Here is a 23,415-nt window from a genome sequence, read left to right as displayed (position 1 = left end):
TTCAGCCCTATTCCTTGATCGAAAACAAAACAACTAATAATGGTAGGATTGCGGCTAAAATTGAAAAAACATTCGCAAAGTTATTAACCACGCCCATTAATAGCGCTCCCAGAATAAAACTGAACATGATTATTAACGTATCGAATAAAATGCCGCGGGGCTTTGGATCTTTATTCTTTAAAGTTTCGTATAGGTTATTCATTGTTTTGCTAACGTTGCCCGTCATCATTAGTGGATTAAAGCTATTGCCCTTTAATATTTTAAACTCTTGTAATTGAGCTGAGGCTGCGATGGCTAGTAGGCCAACGATAAGCATGTCGGGGAGCAGCTTCGCCAAGCTGCCTGAAATTAATAAGATCATCATTTCATAAATGATGATCACTCGCTTGCGGGTACTTTCCTGTTCAATTTGGTGTTGAATTAATTTAACGATCAATATGCCTAGGGCAAAGAACAGAATTGAGATAATATATTGCAAGGATTTACCAAATTGAAGTTGGCTTAAACTAATCCCCAATAAAATATTATTCCCAGTTTGTAATCCTGCAAACACACCGCCGTGGTCTAAAAACGTATAGCTATCGATACTACCGCTAACCATTGCTAAGAGCATGCCAATTAGTAGCCCTTCATAACTTTTATAATTTTTCATATTTTGCCCTCCGTTTGGAACTAATGTTAGATTAAATCGCTTAACAAATTACTTTCCCTGAATAAAAAAAGACCGCCCAAATAGATTATAATTTGGACGATCTTCCCCGCGGTGCAAACCCGAATGAAATAAAAAATTCATTCACTAGACGTTAACGGGTCTATCGGAAACCGCTTTTATTCTTAAAAGAAATTGTTATTAAATGCAAGGAAGAACTGTTGTTATCCTTAGCAACCCTAGTTATTCCATCGATTGCAAATGGCATCGCTATTTAGCAATTTGAACATTATTCAAATAACATCGTGTTGTAGTAATTACCATGAATATACTTGGTAGCCATCGCCATTTGCGTTGCGTTACTATTTAAGATGTTTTTGCGGTGGCCCCATTTTTCACCAACAGCATCATTGTACATATATTCATTAATTAGATTAATCGTGGTGGTTGCTGGACTATCCGTTGAGCTTAATATTTGAATATTTTCTCCAAGGATGTAATCTGACCAGCCTAGTTTTTCGCGCAGCGAGTCAACTTTCCAAGTACCGTCTGAATTATAGTGGGTAATTTCACCATTTTTGACGTATTCGTTGTGTAACTCGTTGTTACGCTTCTTAGCTAATGTATAAAGGTGGCTATTCCAAGTTAGGGGATCTTTGCCATTTTGATATCTCAAATAATTAACATAGTTTAAAGCCACGTTTTGATTACTATCAGTATTGAACGTTCTCTGGATGCTTCCGCTGGGCTTTTGCAACATTAAATCAGCAGCTAAGACCCAGTATAATAACTTGGCCTTTTTAAATTTGACCAGATAGTATTTAATGCCCCAGTCACTCATTTGTCCATCAACGATGGTTCCCTTGGTCATATCTTTAACTTTTTGGACACCATAATCAGTTGATGTCTCACCAGTGGGGAATTGGGTAAATTGCAAATTAGTACTGGCAAATTGATAAATCACCTTGGTCCCGTTAGGATAGTTAGAATTACTTAGATATGGATTGGGATCAAATACTTTATAACGATCTGTAACGTTAGCATTAAAATCATTTAATACGAGGTTAATAGTGTCCGATGATTGGCCTGCTAACGGATTATTATCAGCATGAACGCCGGCTTCAGTCATACCAAAAGTGAATATGGTAATGACTACGGTTATAATTGCGATTGATTTTGTCTTAAAGTTAATAATAAGTTCATTCCCATCTGATTTTTTTGAATTATGTAACCATGAATATTATAGCATTAATTGAACGATTTAATTAAAAAGGGTTGAAATAAAAAACTGAGCTCACATTATATTGATCTCAGTCTTTCAAACGCTATTTAATATTCAATTTTAGCTTGGAACTAGTATTTACCAATCTTAATCGTCACGGTACTTAGCCGACTCGGGTTTTCCTTAGTGGTAATGCCATTTAAGTTATTTGTCTTTGCGATTCTAGTTAACCCATTAATTGCAAACGTTGCTTTATCCCCGACTTTAAATCCATCAAAAGTCTTGGTACCACTAGTGACGGAAGCATAGGTCAAGTTAGTTTTGGAATCTTTAATGACAAACGTAGCGCTGCCTTGGAATTTCTTACCGACCTTCACAATTTCACCCTTAATTGAGTATTTTTTGTGGAAGTAAATGGTGTTGTTCGGTTTTAATGCCTTTAATTTTTTAACTGAGATACTTTTGTTAATTGGTTTATATTGAGTGGTATCAATGTGTGAATATTTTACCATTGTTGACCCTGACTGATCGGAAGCTTTCCCACAAGCAGCTAATAGTAAAGTCAGTGAGGCGACTCCTATCAATAGTCCTTTTTTCATTATTAAAATCTCCCTTAACTAAAACGATAATTCATTAATTTTCAGAATATTGGTTTTAGATTTGAATGTCAATTCTAATCATGGTGATTTAATAAAAACATAGTGAAATGAAATCAAAAAAGCCACTTCTGATCAGAAGTGGCTTTGCATATCACCCGCACGGGAATCGAACCCGTAACTCCGCCTTGAGAGGGCGACGTCTTAAACCAGTTTGACCAGCGGGCAAAAACTAGAACACCAATTAGTATAGATTAATCCCTAAAACTTGTCAATTAAGTATTGTTAGCTAGATTTTGGTTTGACAGATTTTTTAAAAACCGTTATTATAGTTAGGTAACAATTATTGGGTATTCGCCAAACGGTAAGGCAGAGGACTCTGAATCCTTAATTTACTGGTTCGATTCCAGTATACCCAATCGGTTATTAAGTCGCTGTATTTATAGGATGCAGCGGCTTATTTTGCTTTTTAATAGTTGCTTTTGAAGGATTGACAATTGCTCTATTATATTTTGTGTCAATTTACTTTCCTTTTGAAAGTAAACCATCTATAATTATTATTTTGATGTCTCTTATAATCCTATGTTTATATATTATTAGAAAGTAGTGATGAAATGATAAAGCTTGCAAAGCGCTTTTTAAACAAGTGGGCAGCCCTCGGGGCTGTTTTATTTATGGTTGTTCAAGTAATAACCTTCTTATATTTACCTACTTTGACCGCTGGGATAATTAACCAAGGAATCGCAAAACATGATATAAATTACATTATTGGTCAAGGGACCATAATGTTTTTCCTTTCGATCTTATCCGTAGCTGCGGCAGCTGGTAATATTTATTTTGCAGCTACCCAATCGCAATTGATGGGTAAAAAAATTCGTTCTGCAATTTATCGGAAGGTAATTTATTTTTCTGAACAAGACCTGGGTCGTTTTGGTGATTCTTCATTAATTACGCGGGCCACTAATGACGTGGTGCAAATTCAAAACGTAATGGTCAATATGCTTAGAATGATGATCATGTCACCGCTTATGTTGATCACGGCCATTATTTTGGCATTTACAATGAGCCCTAAGTTAACGATCATTTTTCTAATCTCGTTGATTATTTTGGTGGTTGTTATTTACTTAATTATGCATCAAGCAATTCCATTATTTAAGAGTATTCAAGATAAGACTGATGATTTGAACCTTGCTTTTCGCGAGGGCTTGACGGGAGTGCGGGTAATTCGGGCGTTTAACCGCGATGATTATGAACAAGAGCGTTTTGATCACTATAATCATAATTATATGAATACGGGGTTAAAGGTTTATCGTTTAACCGCAATGTTGTTTCCGCTTCTTACCGTGATATTGAATTTTACGAACATTGGAATTATTTGGTTCGGTAGTCAATTGATTGCTGGTCAATCCTTTGCAGTTGGAAACCTAGTAGCGTTCATGAGCTATTCGACACAAATTTTAATCAGTTTCACCATGCTATCATTTGTCTTTGTCTTTTTACCAAGGGCATCTGCTTCAGCAGCTCGGATTAATGAAGTATTGGAGCAGGAAAATACAATCACTGATCCTGCTCAGCCGATTCAACCAAATGAAAGTGGTCAAGCAACTTTAGAATTTGATGATGTGAGTTATCGTTATGAACATGCTGAAGAGTGTGCATTATCTGGAGTTTCATTTAAGGTCCATTCTGGACAGACGTTAGCGATCATTGGGGGGACTGGTTCTGGTAAATCCACCTTAGTCAATTTAATTCCGCGCCTGATCGAACCTGAAAAGGGGACCATTAAGATTGATGGATTAGCCATTAATAAAATGACGCAACATGAATTGCACAAGTTAGTTTCAATTACGCAACAAAAGGCGGTTTTATTTAAGGGGACCGTTAGAAGCAACATGCAGTTCGGTAATGAACATGCTAGCGATGATGAAATTTGGCATGCGTTAGATGTTGCTCAAGCATCTGATTTCATCAAGGCTGAAGATGGGCTTGATACCAAGGTAGAACAAAATGGTGAGAATTTCTCTGGTGGGCAAAAGCAACGTTTAGCGATTGCTAGAACCATTATCAAAAAAGCGCAGATTTATGTGTTCGATGATTCTTTCTCCGCCTTAGATTTTAAGACCGATGCTAATTTAAGAGCAGGGTTGAAGACGGATTCACAAATCCAGAATGCAATTTCAGTCATTGTTGCCCAACGGGTTTCAACGATTGCGAATGCCGATGAAATCATTGTCCTAGATGACGGTAAGGTGGTTGGCCAAGGTACCCATAAGCAATTGTTAGCTAATAATGATACTTATCAATCAATTGTAAGTTCTCAGATTAAGTCAGGAGGTGAATCGAATGCCAAGAAATAATTTTAAGAAACCTCGTAAGGCCCAGAACTTTTGGCAGTCGACCTTCAGATTAATTAAATATCTTAAGCCATGGCGAATTAGTCTAATTGGTGTTTTTATAATGACGATTTTGTTCGTTCTTTTGGATATCATTACTCCTAAATTATTAGGTGAAGCTACTACCATCATCTTTAATGGGGTTGCAAAGGGGATTAAGACCAGTAATGGCTTGTTGGCCATCAATTTTGGTGCAATCGTTAAAATCTTAATTTTAACTGGGACTTTATTCCTAGTTTCTGGAATTTTAAACGTTGGGGTCCAACGCATCATGGCCTCAATTTCACAAAAAGTAGTTTACAAGCTAAGAAAAGACCTCAAAGCAAAGATGAAAAGATTACCAGTATCCTACTATGATCAACACTCGCATGGTGATATCATGTCGCGGGCTGTGAATGATATGGATAATATCTCAACGATGCTGCAATCGAACTTAAGTCAATTGATCAACAGCATTGTGATGATCATTGGGGTAGTTGTGATGATGCTAACGATTAGTTGGCAGTTGACGCTGGGTGCGTTGATCACGGTGCCATTAAGTTTACTTTCCGTGGGCTTCTTAGCGCCACGTTCACAACGCTACTTTAGTGCTCAACAAAAACACTTGGGGTTAGTGAATGGCCAGGTAGAAGAAAACTTTGCTGGTCACAACGTTGTTAAAACGTTTAATCGTGAAGACGAGGCGATTCAAAACTTTGAAGAACAAAATGAGGCCTACTATAAATCTGCTTGGAAGGCGCAATTCATCTCTAGTTTTATGTTTCCAATGATGAACTTCATCAAGAACTTAGACTACGTTTTTGTTGCGATTATCGGTGCAGTTCAAGTGATCTCTGGTTCCGTTACGATTGGGAACGTTCAGGCGTTTTTACAATATACCGATATGTTTTCCCAACCGATTACATCATTAGCCAATATTACCAATACGATTCAATCGACCATTGCTTCTGCTGAACGGATTTTTGAGGTGCTAGATGAATCTGAAATGAAACCCTCAGATACAAAACACCAGAATAAAGTTGATAATGGGGATAAGATTCAATTTTCAGATGTTGATTTTAGTTATGATCCTAACGTTCCGTTAATTGAAGGTTTTAATTTAGATGTGCCGAAGGGTTCTAGTGTTGCGATTGTAGGACCGACCGGGGCTGGTAAAACGACCATCATTAACCTATTAGAACGTTTTTATGATGTTGATGGTGGGGCCATTAGAATGGATGGCTTGGATACCCAACGGATGCCGCGGCCGTCATTGCGTTCTCACATTGCGATGGTACTTCAAGATACGTGGTTATTTACAGGAACGATTTTTGATAATATTAAATATGGAAATGCAAATGCCACTGACGCAGATGTCTATAAAGCTTCACGCGAAGCCCATGCCGATGAATTTATTCGTAAATTACCTGATGGCTATGATACGATTTTGAACGAAAGTGCTTCTAATATTTCACAAGGGCAACGCCAGTTAATAACGATTGCGCGAGCATTCATTGCTAATCCAGAAATATTGATTCTGGATGAAGCAACCAGTTCAGTTGATACTAGAACTGAAATGTTAATTCAACATGCAATGGATAAGTTGATCAAGGGGCGGACTAGTTTTGTGGTTGCCCATCGACTTTCTACGATTCAAAATTCTGATAAGATCGTGGTCATGGCACATGGACACATTATCGAAACTGGTAATCATGACCAATTATTGGCAGCTGGCGGTTTTTACGCTGATTTATATAACGCTCAATTCTCTGGCAATGATCTTAAAGTTGAATAATTATTAAAGAAAGAATGACTTATGGTCGTTCTTTTTTATTTATGTGTGCAAAATCGTTATAATAGTAAAAAAGGGATGGTGGATTACATAATGAAATATCAATTGCCTGCAGGATCTAAAATCAAATTGATTGCACTTCGTGTGAGTGATTTGGATTCGATGATTGATTTTTATACTCAAATCGTCGGATTAACATCAGTTAAAAGAACTGAAAATATTGCCTATTTAGGAACCAATGAACACCAGGTTTCGTTGACTCTTAGGAAGGTTGATAATCCAGTTAAGGAACATAATGCCGCAAATGTTGATCGATTTGCATTTAAATTTCCCTCTAGCAAGAGCTTGAAGCAATTGCTATTACACGTTAAAAACTTGGGAGTGAAGTTATCGCCAATTCAATATAACCATAACTTTGAATGGATTGAATTAACAGACCCAGAAGGAAATCACATTATTTTATACGCTGAAATTAATGGGGTGACCTTGGTTGATGACCATTCGATTCAATGGCATCATGAAGAAGAAGATACGATTCCAGTGAATCGCTTTTTGCGTGATGAAGATACCCGTCTCAAACGCATTCCAGATGATGCCGAACTATCTTGGATTGAGCTAGGGATTAGTAGTATTGAAAAGGCGCTAGCTTTTTATCAAGCATCGGTCGGAATGGATATCTTACCTACCGATCGAAAGGATACTAAGACGTTGGTCCTCCCCAATGATCATTCTCAACAAATCGTTTTAACTGAAAAACCTGATGTTGCTGACCATGATTACGAAGGTTTAGGAATCGACTACATTAGCTTTAAGATGATTCGTAGCAATGATGTTGATGGCCTCTACCACCAGATCGAGTCGATTGATGGTGGGGTTCACTATGACCAAGTTGATCATCTACTATTTATTAACGATCCAAACCAAATTAATTTAACTTTTTCTGTTTGGTAGAAGGTGACGTTGATGAAATTTGATTCAACGGTTGCCCTTATCCATAAATTAGTCGATGATCGTACGGTTCCAGGGGCAGCATACGCATTTTATGATGGTCATAAATGGTGCGATGCTGTCTATGGCGATCGTCAATGGATTCCTAAGTCGATTCAACTAAAGCGGGGGTTAACATATGATGTTGCTTCATTAACCAAGGTGGTAGCAACGCTTCCCGTAATTTTACAGTTGATAGAAGAAGATCGCTTGGGACTACAAGATTCAGTTAGCGCCTATTTGCCCGAGTGGCAATTTCCTGAAGTTAAGATTTTTAATTTATTGACGCATACTTCTGGAATTGAGGGTTATATTCCAAATCGCAATCAATTAAATAAAGCGGAATTGACTAATGCATTGTTAAGTCAGTTACACGTTGGACCTAATTTAAATCATAAAATGGTCTATGCTGATGTTAACTTTATCTTTTTAGGTTGGATTGCAAGTCGAATCCTAGGAGCGCCAATTCAGCAATTAGCTGTCGATCGGGTTTTTAAACCATTAGCGATGAAACATTCTACGTTTACCCCCACACCGTCTGAATGCGTTGCAACCGAAGTGCTAGCTAACGATGTGGTGCTGCAAGGACGAGTCGATGATCCTAAGGCAAGCGTGTTAGGGGCTGATTGTGGTTCAGCAGGATTGTTCACTACGATGGGGGATTTGATTAAATTTACTGATGAGATGCTACATCCGACTGGCCGCATTTTAAGCCCAACAACGATTAATAGTCTGTATAGTGACCATACGATTAATGGAAAATTGGGTCGTTCATATGGTTGGGCTGTTGATCATTTTAAGACTGATTATATTTGGCAAACTGGCTATACTGGCACCGCCATGGTTATTGATGCGGTGAACGATCAAGCATTGATCTTATTAACCAACCGCATTCATCCCAATGCGCCGAATGAACCATTTATTGCTAAGCGCAATCAGATTATTGATTCATTTTTAAACCTTAACTAAAAAGACCGTTCGACAATTGCCGAACGGTCTTTTATTAGTATGATTCTGGAACTTCAATTGCAGCTTGTTTACTGAAATCTTGGTCTGGATATTTATTATGCAGGGCCGTTAGCAGCATCCGCTTTGCTAATTGACCATTTCGAGCTAGGATCGGTCCATGAAAGTAAGTGCAATAAACATTCTTATAAATGGCACCTTCTGATTGGTCCTTTCCATTATTACCATACCCTTTGATGATCTTACCAAGTGGTTTTTCACCCGCACCTAAATAGGTAACTCCTTGGTGATTTTCAAAGCCCTTGTAGGTATCACCATTTTCACCATTATGGATCGAGATGTTACCAATGAAGCGATTATCATGTTGTTGTTCAGTGTGGTGGTTTAATGCCCCGATTCCAGGGATTTTATCACCGTTAGCATTAACGTAGTATTTACCAAGCATTTGGAAACCACCGCAAATTGCGACCATTGGCTTGCCTGCTTCGATGTATTTGATCAATTCTGCCTTTTTCTTTTGAAGGTCCTTGGAGACGATTGATTGTTCAAAATCCTGGCCACCACCAAAGACAGCAAGATCGTAATCATCAGCCTTAAAATTGGTGTCTAAACTCACGACATCTGAGTCGACTTGGACGCCCATTTGTTTACCATAGTATTTGAGCGCTAAAATATTGCCATAATCACCATAGGTATTCATTAAATCACCATAAAGGTGGGCGATTCTTAATTCGTATTTAGCCATTATTCAATCCCCCTTTTGATGTAACCCTTGGTTGCAAAATCATTGCGAATCTGAATCATTGCAGTGTAGGTAGCAAGGATGTAGACCTTCTTAGTCGGGAGGTTAGGAATTTCAGCAACGATTTTTTCTAGGTTGGGTTGGACTTCGTGTTTGTCATCTGGCACCCCAGCAATTTTAAGTCGGAAGGTAATGTCTTTATACCGTTCTCCACCAGTAATAAATTTTTTGATGTTCATGTGAGGCAACCGTTCAAAATCACCGTCCCAGATCCAACTGGTGTCAATCCCATCCGCATAGTTAGCGTTCAATAACCCAATGAATGAGAATGGATCTCGATCGGTAGAAATCATATCAATGACTTGATTAAGCCCAACTGGGTTTTTCACTAAAATTAACGTAACTTCCTTATCACCAACTTTAATGATTTCTTGGCGACCAAAAATGTGTTCATTATTATGGAAGGCTTTTGCAATTTTTTCTGGTTTAACCCCCATGATGCGTCCGACTGAGTAAGCAGCAAGGGCGTTATAAATATTATAGATTCCACCAATATCAATTTGGAAATGGTCACCTTCAATGTCAAATTGAGATGATGTCGGTAATAATTCATTGATCTTGGTTAGTTGAAAATCAAGGTGGGGGCGCTTATAACCACAATTAGGACAAAAGTAATTGCCTAAATTACTGTAAGTAATTGAATGGTAGTGGAGGATGTTCTCGCACTTAGGGCAGAGCACTCCATCGGTATTGGGTTTGGCTTTAATATCATTTTCAGCTAGTTCTGGGTGATCGTTGAATCCATAGAACAGCCGCTTATTTGGTAAATCATCAGAATTAAAGATTGGCGCATCGCCATTAGCGATGATTGTAGCGTCAGGAGCTAACTTAGCACCATCTAAAATCTTTTGATAGGTAGTATAAATTTCACCGTAGCGATCCATTTGGTCACGGAAAATATTGGTAAAGACCATGGCCTTTGGTTTGATATACTTAGTAACCTTGATTACATTGGCTTCATCGACTTCTAAGACGGCGACTGGTTTAGCATCCTTAGTATTCTTGGCTCTTAAGAACGTCGTCACGATTCCCTGTTCCATGTTAGAACCAGATGGGTTTGTTAATACATTTTGATACTTTTGTTTAAGGACCTGCACCGTTAGAGCGGTTGTCAAAGTCTTACCGTTCGTACCAGTAATGATGATTACATCGTAATTTTGACCCATTGATTTTAACACTTCGGGGTCGATCTTGGTGGTAATCTTACCTGGGAGTGAACTTCCACCCTTTAAAAAGGTGTGTAAGAACCAGTATGAAGATTTACCGACTAAAGTAGCAATTTCACTTCTTAATGACATCTGCGCCATTCCTCCAATTGATTTAATCAAATGATAATTTTAACATATTTTAAATTGAAACCCACTAAAAAGGGACTAATTTTACGGAAAATCAAAAATACATAGCTATCGAAATTCATTTATAAATCAGCTATAATAGGATAGTAGTTTATTTATATGAGAGAGGGATTTTTAAATGGCCCAGCTTTATTTCCGCTATGGTGCAATGAATAGTGGTAAAACAATTGAAATTATTAAGGTGGCCCATAATTATGAAGAAGAGGGTAAATCGGTCATAATTATGACGAGCGGCTTAGACACACGGGATGGTTTTGGCATGGTGGCATCGCGGATCGGGTTGAAACGCAAGGCCGTGCCAATCATGGACGATACGAACGTGTTTGAATACGTTAAGCAAACGAATCCAGATGCTAACTGTGTATTAGTTGATGAAGCCCAGTTCTTAAAACGGGACCATGTTTTACAACTAACGCGGATCGTTGATGAATTAGGGATTCCGGTAATGGCATTCGGCCTCAAAAATGACTTTCAGAACCATTTGTTCGAGGGTTCTGAGGCATTGTTGATCTTTGCTGATAAGATCGAAGAGATGAAAACCGTTTGTTGGTTCTGCGATCGCAAGGCCACGATGCCATTGCGCTTTCAAGATCATCATCCAGTTTATGAGGGTGAACAAATTCAAGTAGGTGGTAATGAATCATACTATCCAGTTTGCCGTAAGCATTACTTTAATCCACCGTTAGATAAAATATAGAAAGTGAGGCGCACCATTAATGAGTAGCGATTTTGAGAAGATTTTTGATAAACTGCAAGCCGCAGTTGACCGTTATGACGAGTTGAACGAATTAATCAGTGACCCAGAAGTGATTGCTGACACACCACGGTTTATGAAGCTCTCTAAGGAAGAGGGGAGTTTGCGTGATCTAGTTGCTGCATATAATAAGTACAAACAGATCACGGATGCGATTGCTGAAGATAAGGCAATGTTAAATGATAATTTAGATGATGATATGACCGAAATGGTCAAGGATGAATTAAATGATCTGACCCAACAGGATGAAGAGATCGAAGAAAAGATCAAGATCATGTTACTACCACAAGATCCGAATGATGATAAAAATATCATTATGGAAATTCACGGAGCCGCTGGTGGTGACGAAGGAAGCCTTTTTGCTGCTGATTTATTCAATATGTATTCCAAGTATGCTGAAAAGCAGGGATGGACCACTGAAGTGATTGATAAAAATGAAACTGAAGTTGGTGGATTTAAGGAAATCACCCTGATGATCACAGGAAGTAAGGTCTATTCTAAACTGAAGTTTGAAAACGGAGCCCATCGGGTGCAAAGAATTCCTTCAACCGAATCAGCTGGTCGAATTCATACCTCCACTGCTACAGTTGGGGTCATGCCTGAAGCAGAAGACGTCGATATCGATATTGATCCAAAGGATATCAGAGTGGATGTTTACCGTTCTTCTGGAGCTGGTGGTCAACATATTAATAAGACTTCATCGGCTGTGCGGATGACGCATTTGCCCACTGGAATCGTGGTAACGATGCAAGATCAACGTTCCCAACAACAAAACCGTGCTAAAGCAATGCAAATCCTACGGGCGCGGGTTTATGATTATTACCAACAAAAAGAAACCGCAGCGTATGATGAACAAAGAAAAAACGCTGTCGGAACTGGTGATCGTTCCGAACGGATTAGGACCTATAACTACCCACAAAATCGGGTCACTGATCATCGGATTGGTCTGACACTAAATAAGTTGGATAAGATCATGAACGGTGATTTGGAAGAAATTATCGATGCTTTGATTATTTCTGATCAAGCCCATAAGTTGGAGCAATTGAGCAATGGTTAATTCAATTACTTTTTTTGAAGCCCAGAAAAGGGCTTCTTTGTGTATTAAGGACCATAACATGGATGAATCGGTAGCTAACTACCTATTGATTCATCGATTGAAGTGGTCTGACACGGATTTATTATTACACTATCGTGATTTCATGTCTGAAAGTCAATTAGCCCAGTATCAAGAAGATATTAACCGTTATCTAGACGGACAACCCCCTCAATACATTATTGGAACTGCTGATTTTTATGGGCACACGCTCAATGTTGACCCAGCTGTTTTGATTCCCCGTCCAGAAACTGAAGAGCTAGTTGACTGGATTTTAGAAACGCACGATGATGAACCTATATCAGTTTTAGATGTTGGCACTGGGAGCGGTGCGATTGCAATCGCCTTGCAAGCGGAACGAAAAAAATGGTCGATTACTGGATCAGATATTTCGGAATCAGCTTTAAAAGTAGCTGAACAAAACGCGAACGTTCGTAAATTACCAATAAAATTCGTGCAAAGCGACCTTTTTTCTTCAATTTTTTATAAAAAATACGATTTAATTGTCAGTAATCCCCCATATATTTCGGAAAATGAGGTAAAATATATGGATGAGAGCGTTATTAATTTTGAACCACATTTAGCTTTGTTTGCTAAAAATAACGGTCTTGCGCTTTATCAAGGTATTGCTGATCATTTTAGATCCGTCGCCAAGCCGCATGGTGAAATCTTTTTGGAAATTGGTTTTCATCAGGAGTCCGCAGTAGTTGCAATTTTTGAACATGCAGTTCCCGATGCTAAAATTGAGACCAGAAGGGATTTTAATGGTAATCAAAGAATGGTTAGAATCAAATATTAAGGAGGGATTGGAGTTTGGAAACTCACATTTATCAGCCTAATGAAATTAAACAGGCTGCTGAAGATATTAAGCGCGGTGATTTAGTTGCCTTTCCGACTGAGACGGTTTATGGACTTGGCGCTGATGCAACTAATGAAGCGGCGGTAAAAAAAGTTTATGCGGCAAAGGGACGACCAAGTGATAATCCATTGATCGTGCATGTTTCTGGAATTGAGGCGGTTGAAAAATACGCAGAACCACTTTCCGAACCTGCTAAGCAATTGATTAAGACATTTTGGCCTGGCCCTTTAACAATAATCTTTAAATTAAAGCCTGATAGTCTTTCGAAAGCGGTCACTGGTGGTCTAGATACTGCAGCGTTTAGAAATCCTAAAAATCAAGTTACGATTGATTTGATTAAAACCGCTGGCGTACCATTAGTTGGTCCATCTGCGAATACTTCAGGCAAGCCTAGTCCAACCACTGCAATGCATGTTTATCATGATTTAAATGGTAAGATTGCGGGGGTCATTGACGATGGCCCCACTGACATTGGGGTCGAATCAACCGTTTTAGACATGTCAACTGACGTGCCAGCCATTTTAAGGCCAGGGGGCGTGACTGCAGAACAGCTACGTGCGGTCCTGGGCACCGTTGACGACGAAAAACATAGTGTGTCTGGCAGCGAAGCGCCTAAAGCGCCGGGCATGAAGTATAAACACTATGCACCAAATGCACAGGTCTACATCGTTGATCACGATGCTGATTGGCAACAAGCTAGTCAATGGGCCGCTGCTCAACCTACTAAGGTCGGCGTAATGACTACCGATGCAGTAATGAACAGTGCAAAGTGGCCCGCAAACGTTGAACTATTTAGCTTAGGAGCTGATGTAAAGTCAGCCAGCCACTTGTTGTTCAAGGGTTTACGGCACTTTGATGACGAACCCGACGTTAAAGCGATTTTAACTGAGGGGTTCAAAGCGGATGGATTAGGTGAAGCATACATGAATCGGTTGAACAAATCAGCTGGTCAAATGCATTTTGAGATTAAAAAATAACTGGTTGTTTACAAGTATCATTTTTGGAATATAAAACATGAGGGGTTTTAATAATGATTAAATATGATTATCGTGCAGCAGATCCAGAACTATGGGCAGCAATTGACAATGAAAAGAATCGCCAACAAGATAACATTGAATTGATCGCATCCGAAAACATCACTTCCGATGCCGTTATGGCAGCCCAAGGGACTGTTTTGACCAACAAGTACGCAGAAGGGCTTCCTGAAAAGCGTTACTACGGTGGTTGTGAATTTATCGACGTTGTTGAACAACTTGCCATTGATCGTGCCAAGAAGCTTTTTGGTGCCGAATTTGCCAATGTTCAACCCCATTCTGGTTCCCAAGCCAACCAAGCTGCTTACGCTGCTTTCTTAAAGCCTGGTGACAGAATTTTAGGAATGGACCTAAACGCCGGTGGTCATTTGAGCCACGGTGCGAAGTTTAACTTCTCAGGAAAGATTTATGACACTTTCACTTACGGTTTGGACCCTAACAGTGAAGAATTGGACTATGACGCCATTATGGAAGCCGCTAAGGAAGTTCAACCTAAGATGATCGTTGCCGGAGCTTCTGCTTACAGCCGAATCATTGACTGGAAGAAGTTCAGAGAAATTGCTGATGCTGTCGGTGCATATTTAATGGTAGATATGGCTCACATCGCTGGATTAGTTGCCACTGGTTTACACCCAAGTCCAGTTGGCATTGCCGATGTTGTTACCACTACTACCCATAAAACTCTTCGTGGACCTCGTGGTGGTTTAATTCTATCCCAAGAAAAGTATGCTAAAAAGATCAATTCCGCAGTCTTCCCAGGAACTCAAGGGGGTCCACTAGAACACGTGATCGCCGCTAAGGCTGAAACCTTCTACGAAGACTTACAACCAGAATACAAGACTTATTGTGAACAAATCATCAAGAATGCCAAGGCAATGGCAAAGGTATTCAACGATTCCGATAACGTAAGTGTTGTATCCGGTGGAACTGATAACCACTTGTTAAACTTAGACTTAAGTAAGACTGATATTTCTGGTCGTCAACTACAAGAAATGTTAGAATCAGTTATGATTACTACCAATAAAGAAATGCTTCCAAATGATAAGCGCAAGCCAACAGAAACCAGTGGAATTAGAATTGGGACTCCTGCCATCACGACCCGTGGATTTAAAGAAGCCGATGCCACTCGGGTTGCTGAATTAATCTTGGACGTGATTAATGGACATGACGATGACCAAGTAATGAAGGAAGTTCGCGCTGGAGTTCAAGGATTGACTGACGCTCACCCAATCGAATGGTAAGCTAAAGGAGATTTATAATGGGTAAACTTGAAGTGATGAATCATCCATTGATTCAACATAAATTAACGATTATTAGGGACAAAAATTGTGGAACGCGTGAATTTCGTGAGGTGACGAATGAGATTGCACGGCTCCTAGCCTTTGAAGCATCGCGTGATTTACCCGTTGAAAATGTCGAGATTGAAACCCCAATGGGGAAGACGACCTCAAAGCAATTAGCGGGTAAAAAATTGGCCGTGGTGCCCATTTTACGGGCCGGCATTGGAATGGTCGATGGAATGCTTGATTTGATTCCAGCCGCTAAAGTTGGCCATATTGGGATGTATCGGGATGAAGAAACTTTCGAACCACATGAATATTTTGTGAAATTACCTTCCGATATTGACCAACGGCAAATTTTTGTTGTGGATCCAATGCTTGCAACTGGTGGTTCCGCAAATATGGCAATCGATGCGCTTAAAAAGCGTGGTGCTAAACCCGAAAACATTAAATTTATTTGCTTAGTTGCTGCTCCAGAGGGAGTCAAAGCGCTTCAAGATGCCCATCCAGATGTCGACATCATTGCAGCAGCCCTCGATGATCACCTCGAAGACGGGTATATTTTTCCTGGACTTGGTGATGCAGGGGACCGCTTATTTGGCACGAAATAGAAATAAAGGAAAGTATCGCCTAGTTTTAGGCGATACTTTTTTATTTGATATTCTTTAAGATGTTTGTAATGTAAATTAACGCAAATTTACTTTTTGCTTTGAAATAATTTTAAAACAGTGGTAATATTTCTAGTGTATTTATTAAGATAAATACAAATTCACTTTTGAATAAATAATCTTGTATATTTATTACATTTGAATTGTAATAGGTGTATCATAGTTGGATAGGTTACATGAAAAGAGGTGAAATTCTTGAATGATAAAATTTCAACTTTCCACCTTGGTGGATTAACATTTAATATTGGTAATATGGTTGCGGCAACAGTTGCTGCAGCAATCGTATTAGTGATCGTAGTTTGGTTGTCGCGTAATTTGCAAGTGCGTCCCACTAGTAAGAAACAAGCGGTGTTAGAATCATTAATTGATTTTTCTAATACGACTACGCGTGGTTCAATGAGCGATAACGATGCTGCTAGTTTTAAACTCTATGGATTTGTTTTATTTGTCTTAATTTTTGTGTCAAACCAATTAGGTTTAATGCTTCAAGTAGATGTAAATGGTGTCACTTACATTAAGAGTCCAACTGCGGATCCAATGTTTACGATGACATTAGCATTGTTCACAATTACGCTATCTCACTACGTAGGTGTTAAGAAGCTTGGGTTTGGGGGGTACTTTAAGAATACGTATCTAGAACCATTCGTATTCTGGTTCCCACTCGCATTGTTTGAAGAATTTTCGAATTTCCTAACCTTAGGACTTCGTTTATTCGGGGTTATTTATGCCGGTGAAATTCTTTTGAAACTTGTCGGTGGTTTGGCATTCTCAGATGGAATTGTCACCATTATCGGGTTAGCACCAATTGAGCTAATCTGGCAAGCGTTCTCAATTTTCCTAGGTGCGATCCAAGCCTACGTGTTTGTAACCTTAACTTCAGTATATATTAATGGAAAAATATCTGCTGAATAATATTTTTTTAAATTGTCTATAAATAAGGAGGACTATAGTTATGGGATTAATCGGAGCTGGTATTGCTTTAGCAGGTGCTGCCATCGGTGGTGGTATCGGTGATGGTATCGTTGCTTCTAAGTTACTAGAAGGAATGGTTCGTCAACCAGAAATGCAAGGTAAGTTATTTACTAACATGTTTATTGGTGTTGGTTTGGTTGAAGCTATGCCTATCTTAGCTGTCGTTGTTGGTTTCATTCTTATGGGTAAGTAATTTAAAACTCAAACATTACATTGACGTAAGGAGGTGTCAATAGATGCTTTCACAGTTGGTATTCGGAGCTGAATTAGCTTACGGAACAATGCTTTACTACTTAATCTTGTTCTTAGTTCTAGTATTCTTGATTAAAATTTTTGCTTGGAAACCGATCAACAAAATGTTGAACGAACGGACTCAACAAATCGTTAGCGATATTGATTCTGCAAAGCAAAAAAATCAAGAAGCCGATAGTTTAGCTAAGCAACGTCAAGCAGAACTTGACAAGTCACATGATGAAGCAAGTACGATTATTAGTAACGCTAAGCAATCAGGTCAAAAGCAACAAGAACAAATCGTCTCTGACGCACAAAACGATGCTCAAACCATCAAGGACAATGCTCACAAGAGTATTGAACAAGAACGTCAAGACGTCTTAGCAAATACCAAAAATGATGTGGCAAACTTATCTATTGAAATCGCTTCTAAGATCATTCAAAAAGAATTAAACGCAAACGACCAGAAGGCGCTAATTGATTCTTACATCGAAGGGTTGGGGAAGCAAAATGAGTCTAGATAAAGTTACATTTTCAAAACGCTACGCGAAAGCGTTATTCGACTTACTAAAGGCTGATAATGAACTAGATTCTGGTTATGAAGACTTACAGTCAATTAAGGCGGTCTTTGAAGATAACCCTAGTTTTGCTCCGGTATTGAGCAACGTTAGCTTTCCAGAAGCTGATAAAGCTAAATTAGTTAAGTCAATGATTGATAGTGCTAGTTCAAAATACATTCAAAACTTAATTCAGGTTTTAGCTGGTAGTGATAATATGGATAAAATGGTTGCGACCATTGATGCCTTTACTGACATTTATGATGAATATAACCATATTGTTCACGCTGAACTAATCAGTGCCGTTGCTCTTGACGCTGAACAACAATCTAAATTAAAGGACGCCTTTGCTAAGCGCACTGGTGCCAAGAAGGTTGTTTTGGATAGCAAGGTCGATCCAAGTATTATTGGTGGTTTAATTATTAAATCAGCAGATGTTACCTTTGATGGGAGCGTTAAGTCAAAACTTAATCGCGTAAAGCAACTCCTATTAAAGTAAACGATATCTAAATCGAAGAGGTGAAAACTTTTATGAGCATTAAGGCTGAGGAAATTAGTGCTTTAATCAAGCAACAATTAGCCGGATACAAGGACGAGCTCTCAGTTGAAGAAACTGGTGTCGTTACCTACGTTGGTGACGGGATTGCTCGTGCTCACGGTCTAAATAATGCACTATCTGGTGAATTACTTGAATTCTCAGATGGCGTTTATGGAATGGTTCAAAACCTCGAAAGCAATGATGTTGGTATCGTTGTTTTAGGTGATTTTGATGGTATTCGTGAAGGCGATTCCGTTAAGCGGACTGGCCGAATCATGGAAGTTCCAGTAGGTGAATCAATGGTTGGACGGGTCGTTAACGCCCTTGGTCAACCAATCGATGGTAAAGGCGACATTAAAAGCGATGGAACCCTACCAATTGAACGTAAAGCTCCTGGAATCATGGACCGTCAAAGTGTTGAAGAACCATTACAAACTGGGATTAAAGCCATTGATGCATTAGTTCCAATTGGTCGTGGTCAACGTGAATTAATTATCGGTGACCGTAAGACTGGTAAGACTTCAATCGCAATTGATACGATCTTGAACCAAAAGGATCAAGACATGATCTGTATCTACGTTGCCATTGGACAAAAGGATTCAACTGTGCGGAGTCAAGTGAATACGCTTGAAAAGTTTGGGGCAATGGATTACACGATCGTTGTTTCTGCTGGTCCATCAGAACCAGCTCCATTACTTTACATCGCACCTTATGCTGGGACTGCAATGGGTGAATACTTCATGAATAAGGGTAAGCATGTTTTGATTATCTACGATGATCTTACTAAGCAAGCTAATGCTTATCGTGAACTTTCATTGATCTTGCGTCGTCCTCCAGGTCGTGAAGCTTATCCTGGTGATATCTTCTACACCCACTCCCGTTTACTAGAACGTTGTGCTAAGTTGAACGATAAGTTAGGTGGCGGTTCAATTACCGGACTTCCAATCGTTGAAACTCAAGCAGGGGACGTTTCAGCATATATCCCAACCAACGTTATTTCCATCACTGATGGTCAAATCTTCTTGAACGCTGATTCATTCTACTCTGGAATTCGTCCAGCCATCGATGCCGGAACTTCTGTTTCCCGTGTTGGTGGGGATGCCCAAATCAAAGCGATGAAGAAGGTTGGTGGGACCCTTCGTTTGGATCTTGCATCATATCGTGAATTGGAATCATTTGCTCAATTTGGTTCTGATTTGGATTCTGCAACCCAAGCTAAGTTGAACCGTGGTGCTAGAACCGTTGAAGTTCTTAAGCAACCACTTCATGATCCAATGCCAGTTGAACAACAAGTCCTTGTACTTTTCTGTTTAACTCGTGGATTCTTGGACAAGGTTCAATTAGGTGATATCCAACGTTATCAAGAAGAAGTAATCGACTTCTTCAAGTCTAACCATCAAGATATCTTAGACAGTATTGTTAAAACTGGTAACTTACCAGATGAAGATACATTTAGTAGTGCTGTTAAGGAATTTGCTCAAAATTTCCAACCAAGTCAATCTCAAGAAGACGATAAACAAACTAACTAGCTTGAAGGGATGGTGAAACAATGTCTTTGAATGATGTTAAACATCGCATTCAATCAACTAAAAAAACACATCAAATTACCACTGCGATGGAAATGGTGCAAACTGCAAAGTTGACCCAAATCCAAAAGCATGCGGTTAGTTATGAACAATATGTTTCACGTGTTAAAGCGGTTGTATTGCATTTAGCTAAGACTCATTTATTAGATAACTTTAATTCCTCAAGTAAGTCAAACTCCAAGGGTAAGACTGCCTATCTAGTTATTACGTCTGATCGTGGAATGGTTGGAAGTTATAATAGTAATGTGATTCGCGGTGCGAATGAATTTATTCAAGAGCACACACCAAACAACGACGATTACCTATTATTAGCAGTTGGTGGAAACGGTGCTGATTTTTATAAGAAGCGTGGTGCAAACGTTGCTTATGAATACCGGGGCGTTTCTGATATTCCTACTTTTAGAGAAGTAAAGGAAATTGTTGATACGGTAACTTCGATGTATAATGATGGTGTCTTTAGCGAACTTTACGTTTGTTATAGTCATTTTGTGAACCGAATGACTTCAAACTTTCGGGCTGAAAAAATGTTGCCATTGGATGACGAAACAATTAATACTGGAAAGAGTGGGGATGTGAAAGCATCCGAAATCGGTCCTACTTATGACGTTGAACCAGATGAAGGTTCCGTATTGCGGGTTGTAATTCCCCAATACACTGAAGGGTTGATCTTTGGAGCGATCCTAGATGCCAAAACTTCTGAACATGCTTCTAGTTCAACTGCCATGAGTGCTGCATCTGATAATGCGGAAGATTTAATTGGAAAGTTACAATTACAATATAATAGAGCTCGTCAAGCTGCAATTACCACTGAAATTACTGAAATTACAGGTGGTCAAGAAGCCTTGAAGCATTAATATGGGAGGAATTAACGAATAATGAGTACTGGAAAAGTTATCCAAGTAATCGGACCAGTTATTGACGTTGAATTCCCTGCGGATGTTAAATTACCTGATATCAATACTGCCCTTAAGATTAAGAGTGGTAATGATGATAAAGATTTAGTTACTGAAGTTATGTTGGAATTAGGTAACGGTGTTGTTCGGACCATTGCCATGGACGGAACCGATGGTTTACGTCGTGGAATGGAAGTCGAAGATACTGAAGCCCCAATTTCAGTACCTGTTGGTGACGATACTTTAGGTCGGGTCTTTAACGTTCTCGGTGATACAATCGATAACGGCCCTGAATTCGGTCCAGACGCTGAACGTTGGCCAATTCATAGAGACGCACCAGCATACGACGAATTAAGTACTTCAACTGAAGTGCTTGAAACCGGAATTAAGGTTATCGACTTATTAGCACCATACATTCGTGGTGGTAAAGTTGGACTTTTCGGTGGTGCCGGTGTTGGTAAGACTGTTTTAATTCAAGAATTAATCCATAATATTGCTCAAGGACACAACGGAATTTCTGTTTTCACCGGTGTTGGTGAACGGACTCGTGAAGGTAACGATATGTACTTCGAAATGAAGGGTTCGGGTGTTCTTAAGCAAACTGCCATGGTGTATGGACAAATGAACGAGCCACCTGGTGCCCGTATGCGGGTTGCCTTGACTGGTTTAACAATTGCTGAATACTTCCGTGATGCTAAGGGTTCTGACGTGCTATTGTTCATCGATAACATCTTCAGATTTACCCAAGCCGGAATGGAAGTTTCTGCCTTGCTAGGACGGATTCCATCAGCCGTTGGTTATCAACCAACGTTAGCTACTGAAATGGGTCAATTACAAGAACGGATCACATCAACTAAGAAGGGTGCCATTACATCCATCCAAGCTGTTTATGTTCCTGCCGATGATTATACCGACCCTGCTCCAGCAACTACTTTTGCTCACTTGGATGCCACTACTAACTTGACGCGTTCATTAACTCAACAAGGGATTTATCCAGCCGTGGATCCATTGGCATCTACTTCTTCTGCACTTGACCCTGCTATTATTGGTCAAAAGCACTATGAAGTTGCCAATGAAGTTCAACAAGTACTTCAAAGATACCGTGAACTACAAGACATTATCTCTATCTTAGGGATGGATGAATTGTCAGATGAAGAAAAGACGATCGTTAACCGTGCTCGTCGGATTCAATTCTTCTTATCACAAAGCTTTAGTGTTGCTGAACAATTTACTGGTCTTCCTGGTAAGTACGTTCCTGTCGAAAAGACTGTTGACAGTTTCAAAGCCATCTTAGATGGTAAATACGATGACATCCCAGAAGATGCATTTAGAAACTGTGGTCCAATCGAAGACGTTGAAGAAAACGCTAAAAAGATGAAGGCAAACGCTAACAACTAAGGAGGGTTCTAATTGGCTGATAACTCAGTATTAACCATTAGTATCGTTACTCCTGATGGAATGGTCTATCAAAATGACCAAGCTTATCTAGTAATTGTTAAAACCAAAACTGGTGAACTTGGGATTATGCATGACCATCTTCCTGTTATCGCTTCTCTAGAAGTAGACGAAGCGCGAGTTAAATACGATAATGGTAAAGAAGATGAAATTGCCGTTAATGGTGGTTTTGTTGAATTCTCCAATAACGTTTTAACCATTATTGCCGATAGTGCTGAAAAGCAAGGCGATATTGATGTTGAACGTGCTGAACGGGCACGTGATCGGGCTAAACAAAGACTGGAAGAAGCACAAAGTAAACATGACAATCAGACTATTACCCGTAGTCAAATTGCCTTACAACGTGCCGTCAACCGGATTCACGTTGCTCGTCATTAATAAATTTTAATAAAAGAGATCGCAAAAGAGTAATAACTTTTGTGGTCTCTTTTTTTGCTATGTTACAATTAAGGAATATAAAAGATATTTAGTATAAAATGTGATATAGTAGTGAAATAGGGAAGGTCGGATTTATGGTACATTCTAGTTTGATTATTTCAATTGTAACAATTGTTAGTCATTTGTTTTTTATTTCAATTGCTTTTTGGTGGATTCAAGATATTCACATTGAGCGATACATTAGGATGCATGAACCACAAGCAAAAATGATGATCGTGATGTTATCCGTAGTTGTTGGATTCATCTGTAGTTCATTTTTTATCGACATTATTAATGCGATTTTAGGCTTGTCCGCTTTCACTAAATTGCTCTAGGA

The 23,415-nt window shown here is 39.2% G+C and carries 24 protein-coding genes and 2 tRNA genes; 20 read left to right on the top strand and 6 right to left on the bottom strand.

The genetic code is table 11. The features are described from left to right. Positions 1–7: 7 nt before the first annotated feature. The 4 genes from ACSVI6_RS05940 to ACSVI6_RS05925 all read right to left on the bottom strand — a co-directional run bounded on the left by ACSVI6_RS05940 (position 8) and on the right by ACSVI6_RS05925 (position 2,695). Positions 8–652 (bottom strand): YoaK family protein, encoded by a 645-nt coding sequence (locus ACSVI6_RS05940; protein WP_491720627.1) that lies wholly within the window; start codon positions 650–652, stop codon positions 8–10. A 286-nt stretch (positions 653–938) separates the two neighbouring features. Continuing rightward, the gene (locus ACSVI6_RS05935) at positions 939–1,778 is read right to left on the bottom strand and encodes a CAP domain-containing protein (protein ID WP_491720626.1); all 840 of its coding nucleotides are present in this window, start codon (positions 1,776–1,778) and stop codon (positions 939–941) included. 224 nt (positions 1,779–2,002) lie between these two features. Continuing rightward, the gene (locus tag ACSVI6_RS05930) at positions 2,003–2,470 is read right to left on the bottom strand and encodes a hypothetical protein (RefSeq protein ID WP_491719649.1); all 468 of its coding nucleotides are present in this window, start codon (positions 2,468–2,470) and stop codon (positions 2,003–2,005) included. Between the two features lie 151 nt (positions 2,471–2,621). After that, positions 2,622–2,695, bottom strand: a tRNA-Glu gene (locus tag ACSVI6_RS05925). 119 nt (positions 2,696–2,814) lie between these two features. Between ACSVI6_RS05925 and ACSVI6_RS05920 the strand changes: the two genes are divergently transcribed. The 5 genes from ACSVI6_RS05920 (at position 2,815) to ACSVI6_RS05900 (ending at position 8,587) form a co-directional block, all read left to right on the top strand. Then, positions 2,815–2,886: transfer RNA gene (locus tag ACSVI6_RS05920), tRNA-Gln, on the top strand. A gap of 195 nt (positions 2,887–3,081) precedes the next feature. Then, positions 3,082–4,824, top strand: coding sequence for an ABC transporter ATP-binding protein (locus ACSVI6_RS05915; RefSeq protein ID WP_491719648.1), 1,743 nt, complete (start codon positions 3,082–3,084; stop codon positions 4,822–4,824). After that, a complete protein-coding gene (locus ACSVI6_RS05910) occupies positions 4,811–6,634 on the top strand; it encodes an ABC transporter ATP-binding protein (RefSeq protein WP_491719647.1) in 1,824 nt (607 codons plus the stop codon). Before ACSVI6_RS05915 ends, ACSVI6_RS05910 begins: the two co-directional genes overlap by 14 nt. Positions 6,635–6,724: 90 nt before the next feature. After that, entirely contained in the window at positions 6,725–7,582 is an 858-nt protein-coding gene (locus ACSVI6_RS05905; protein WP_491719646.1) for a VOC family protein, read from the top strand. 12 nt (positions 7,583–7,594) lie between these two features. Continuing rightward, the gene (locus ACSVI6_RS05900; RefSeq protein ID WP_491720625.1) at positions 7,595–8,587 is read left to right on the top strand and encodes a serine hydrolase domain-containing protein; all 993 of its coding nucleotides are present in this window, start codon (positions 7,595–7,597) and stop codon (positions 8,585–8,587) included. A gap of 34 nt (positions 8,588–8,621) precedes the next feature. Here the strand turns inward: ACSVI6_RS05900 and ACSVI6_RS05895 are convergent, their stop codons facing one another. Together ACSVI6_RS05895 and ACSVI6_RS05890 are read right to left on the bottom strand one after the other, a co-directional pair. Continuing rightward, positions 8,622–9,329 (bottom strand): type 1 glutamine amidotransferase, encoded by a 708-nt coding sequence (locus ACSVI6_RS05895; RefSeq protein WP_491716525.1) that lies wholly within the window; start codon positions 9,327–9,329, stop codon positions 8,622–8,624. Further along, complete coding sequence (locus tag ACSVI6_RS05890) at positions 9,329–10,684, bottom strand: MurT ligase domain-containing protein (protein WP_491716524.1); 1,356 nt, start codon at positions 10,682–10,684, stop codon at positions 9,329–9,331. Before ACSVI6_RS05890 ends, ACSVI6_RS05895 begins: the two co-directional genes overlap by 1 nt. 175 nt (positions 10,685–10,859) lie before the next feature. Here ACSVI6_RS05890 and ACSVI6_RS05885 point away from each other — a divergent pair, with 175 nt between their 5' ends. From ACSVI6_RS05885 to ACSVI6_RS05815, 15 genes are all read left to right on the top strand, one after another. Then, positions 10,860–11,438: a thymidine kinase gene (locus ACSVI6_RS05885; protein ID WP_491716523.1), complete on the top strand. Its 579-nt coding sequence runs from the start codon at positions 10,860–10,862 to the stop codon at positions 11,436–11,438. Between the two features lie 19 nt (positions 11,439–11,457). After that, complete coding sequence (prfA, locus tag ACSVI6_RS05880) at positions 11,458–12,552, top strand: peptide chain release factor 1 (RefSeq protein ID WP_491716522.1); 1,095 nt, start codon at positions 11,458–11,460, stop codon at positions 12,550–12,552. Continuing rightward, a complete protein-coding gene (prmC, locus tag ACSVI6_RS05875) occupies positions 12,545–13,387 on the top strand; it encodes a peptide chain release factor N(5)-glutamine methyltransferase (RefSeq protein WP_491719641.1) in 843 nt (280 codons plus the stop codon). The genes prfA and prmC overlap by 8 nt, the downstream gene beginning before the upstream one ends. Before the next feature lie 14 nt (positions 13,388–13,401). Beyond that, positions 13,402–14,424, top strand: coding sequence for an L-threonylcarbamoyladenylate synthase (locus ACSVI6_RS05870; RefSeq protein WP_491716520.1), 1,023 nt, complete (start codon positions 13,402–13,404; stop codon positions 14,422–14,424). 53 nt (positions 14,425–14,477) lie between these two features. Further along, complete coding sequence (gene glyA, locus ACSVI6_RS05865; protein ID WP_491716519.1) at positions 14,478–15,722, top strand: serine hydroxymethyltransferase; 1,245 nt, start codon at positions 14,478–14,480, stop codon at positions 15,720–15,722. A 17-nt stretch (positions 15,723–15,739) separates the two neighbouring features. Next, positions 15,740–16,372 carry a uracil phosphoribosyltransferase gene (upp, locus tag ACSVI6_RS05860; RefSeq protein WP_491716518.1) on the top strand — a complete coding sequence of 211 codons (633 nt, stop codon included), beginning with the start codon at positions 15,740–15,742 and terminating at the stop codon, positions 16,370–16,372. Between the two features lie 252 nt (positions 16,373–16,624). Continuing rightward, complete coding sequence (atpB, locus tag ACSVI6_RS05855) at positions 16,625–17,341, top strand: F0F1 ATP synthase subunit A (RefSeq protein WP_491716517.1); 717 nt, start codon at positions 16,625–16,627, stop codon at positions 17,339–17,341. Positions 17,342–17,381: 40 nt separating this feature from the next. After that, entirely contained in the window at positions 17,382–17,594 is a 213-nt protein-coding gene (gene atpE / locus ACSVI6_RS05850) for a F0F1 ATP synthase subunit C (protein ID WP_491716516.1), read from the top strand. A gap of 43 nt (positions 17,595–17,637) precedes the next feature. After that, positions 17,638–18,156: a F0F1 ATP synthase subunit B gene (gene atpF, locus ACSVI6_RS05845; RefSeq protein ID WP_491716515.1), complete on the top strand. Its 519-nt coding sequence runs from the start codon at positions 17,638–17,640 to the stop codon at positions 18,154–18,156. Beyond that, positions 18,143–18,688, top strand: a complete 546-nt coding sequence (gene atpH / locus ACSVI6_RS05840) for an ATP synthase F1 subunit delta (protein ID WP_491716514.1) — start codon at positions 18,143–18,145, stop codon at positions 18,686–18,688. Before atpF ends, atpH begins: the two co-directional genes overlap by 14 nt. 32 nt (positions 18,689–18,720) lie before the next feature. Continuing rightward, positions 18,721–20,256, top strand: coding sequence for a F0F1 ATP synthase subunit alpha (atpA, locus tag ACSVI6_RS05835; RefSeq protein WP_491716513.1), 1,536 nt, complete (start codon positions 18,721–18,723; stop codon positions 20,254–20,256). Between the two features lie 20 nt (positions 20,257–20,276). After that, complete coding sequence (locus tag ACSVI6_RS05830; protein WP_491716512.1) at positions 20,277–21,167, top strand: F0F1 ATP synthase subunit gamma; 891 nt, start codon at positions 20,277–20,279, stop codon at positions 21,165–21,167. Positions 21,168–21,188: 21 nt separating this feature from the next. After that, a complete protein-coding gene (gene atpD / locus ACSVI6_RS05825; protein WP_491716511.1) occupies positions 21,189–22,604 on the top strand; it encodes a F0F1 ATP synthase subunit beta in 1,416 nt (471 codons plus the stop codon). Positions 22,605–22,616: 12 nt separating this feature from the next. Beyond that, complete coding sequence (locus ACSVI6_RS05820) at positions 22,617–23,039, top strand: F0F1 ATP synthase subunit epsilon (protein WP_491716510.1); 423 nt, start codon at positions 22,617–22,619, stop codon at positions 23,037–23,039. Between the two features lie 134 nt (positions 23,040–23,173). Beyond that, the gene (locus tag ACSVI6_RS05815; protein ID WP_491716509.1) at positions 23,174–23,413 is read left to right on the top strand and encodes a DUF1146 family protein; all 240 of its coding nucleotides are present in this window, start codon (positions 23,174–23,176) and stop codon (positions 23,411–23,413) included. Positions 23,414–23,415 lie beyond the last annotated feature (2 nt).

This window comes from Nicoliella sp. ESL1106 (assembly GCF_058509965.1).
This window is presented reverse-complemented; position numbering and strand designations above follow the sequence as displayed.